This is a genomic window from Helicobacter pylori (assembly GCF_014497725.1).
Lineage (GTDB): Bacteria > Campylobacterota > Campylobacteria > Campylobacterales > Helicobacteraceae > Helicobacter > Helicobacter pylori_DE.
The window spans coordinates 1-2,122 of record NZ_JACTGF010000021.1 but is presented as its reverse complement, the minus strand read 5'-3'; the positions used below and the strand labels follow the sequence as shown (position 1 = coordinate 2,122).

1 rRNA gene and 1 pseudogene are annotated in these 2,122 nt (G+C 44.4%); one reads left to right on the top strand and one right to left on the bottom strand.

Annotated features, from left to right (window positions below):
- Positions 1-120: 120 nt before the first annotated feature.
- A 16S ribosomal RNA gene (locus H7N69_RS07775) occupies positions 121-1,624 on the bottom strand.
- A 1-nt stretch (position 1,625) separates the two neighbouring features.
- Between H7N69_RS07775 and H7N69_RS08200 the strand changes: the two are divergent.
- Positions 1,626-1,805: pseudogene (locus tag H7N69_RS08200) on the top strand (hypothetical protein).
- Positions 1,806-2,122 lie beyond the last annotated feature (317 nt).

Here is a 2,122-nt window from a genome sequence, read left to right as displayed (position 1 = left end):
AAAAATCAAGAAGTAAAAAAGAAAGAATAAGCTCAATCTTTCAAAACTAAGCAAAAGAAGTTCTTTTGTCAGGTAATACTCTTGGCTTTTAACAAGCGAATGTTAAAAGCTTTTCTCTAGAAAGGAGGTGATCCAACCGCAGGTTCACCTACGGTTACCTTGTTACGACTTCACCCCAGTCGCTGTGTGTGCCGTGGGCAGTAGCCAATTTAGCATCCTGACTTAAGGCAAACACAACTCCCATGGTGTGACGGGCGGTGAGTACAAGACCCGGGAACGTATTCACCGCAACATGGCTGATTTGCGATTACTAGCGATTCCAGCTTCATGCAGGCGAGTTGCAGCCTACAATCCGAACTGAGAGGTGTTTTGAAGATTGGCTCCACTTCGCAGTATTGCTTCTCTTTGTGCACCCCATTGTAGCACGTGTGTAGCCCTAGGCGTAAGGGCCATGATGACTTGACGTCGTCCCCACCTTCCTCCTCCTTACGGAGGCAGTATCCTTAGAGTTCTCAGCATGACCTGTTAGCAACTAAGAAAGGGGGTTGCGCTCGTTGCGGGACTTAACCCAACATCTCACGACACGAGCTGACGACAGCCGTGCAGCACCTGTTTTCAAGGTCTAGCAAGCTAGACACTCCACTATTTCTAGCGGATTCTCTCAATGTCAAGCCTAGGTAAGGTTCTTCGTGTATCTTCGAATTAAACCACATGCTCCACCGCTTGTGCGGGTCCCCGTCTATTCCTTTGAGTTTTAATCTTGCGACCGTACTCCCCAGGCGGGATGCTTAATGCGTTAGCTGCATTACTGGAGAGACTAAGCCCTCCAACAACTAGCATCCATCGTTTAGGGCGTGGACTACCAGGGTATCTAATCCTGTTTGCTCCCCACGCTTTCGCGCAATCAGCGTCAGTAATGTTCCAGCAGGTCGCCTTCGCAATGAGTATTCCTCTTGATCTCTACGGATTTTACCCCTACACCAAGAATTCCACCTACCTCTCCCACACTCTAGAATAGTAGTTTCAAATGCAGTTCTATGGTTAAGCCATAGGATTTCACACCTGACTGACTATCCCGCCTACGCGCTCTTTACGCCCAGTGATTCCGAGTAACGCTTGCACCCTCCGTATTACCGCGGCTGCTGGCACGGAGTTAGCCGGTGCTTATTCGTTAGATACCGTCATTATCTTCTCTAACAAAAGGAGTTTACAATCCTAAAACCTTCATCCTCCACGCGGCGTTGCTGCTTCAGGGTTTCCCCCATTGAGCAATATTCCCTACTGCTGCCTCCCGTAGGAGTCTGGACCGTGTCTCAGTTCCAGTGTGTCCGTTCACCCTCTCAGGCCGGATACCCGTCATAGCCTTGGTAAGCCATTACCTTACCAACAAGCTGATAGGACATAGGCTGATCTCTTAGCGATAAATCTTTCCCCCGTAGGGAGTATCTGGTATTAATCATCGTTTCCAATGGCTATCCCAAACTAAGAGGCACATGACCTATGCGTTACTCACCCGTGCGCCACTAATCAGCATTCTAGCAAGCTAGAAGCTTCATCGTTCGACTTGCATGTATTAGGCACGCCGCCAGCGTTCACTCTGAGCCAGGATCAAACTCTCCATAAAAGTGTTTGTCCTAAAGCTCTTTTGTTTTTTGATAGGCTGTTGTTATTCCTAACAACAGCTTTAGCGTATCACAAGAACTCGTTTTATTTGGTTATTGAATAAAACGGGTTGTGTTCTTAAGTATTACAACAACAAAACAGAAAGAAACTTTTTAAAAAGGTTTAGCCAAACGCTAACCTAAAAATACTCTCATGCCATTCAGTCATCAATCATAATGATATAATCATCATAATCAATGAAATTGATTGGCACTGGTTGGATAAGAATTTCTTATAAAAGAATGAAAGTTATAAAAAACCCTCACTATTTATAATAAGTCATCCTTAAAATAATTTAGAATATCCCTTTAAAAAGAACTTCTATCAATTTGCTTAGTTTTCAAAGATCGTTTGCTTTGTAATCAGCTATCCTTGTAAGGTATCAAGCGGCTTTTTAAAAGCCCTTGCTGAAACAAGGAAATGAAAGTATAGTCATATAAAGCTTAAGGTTTGCTTAAAT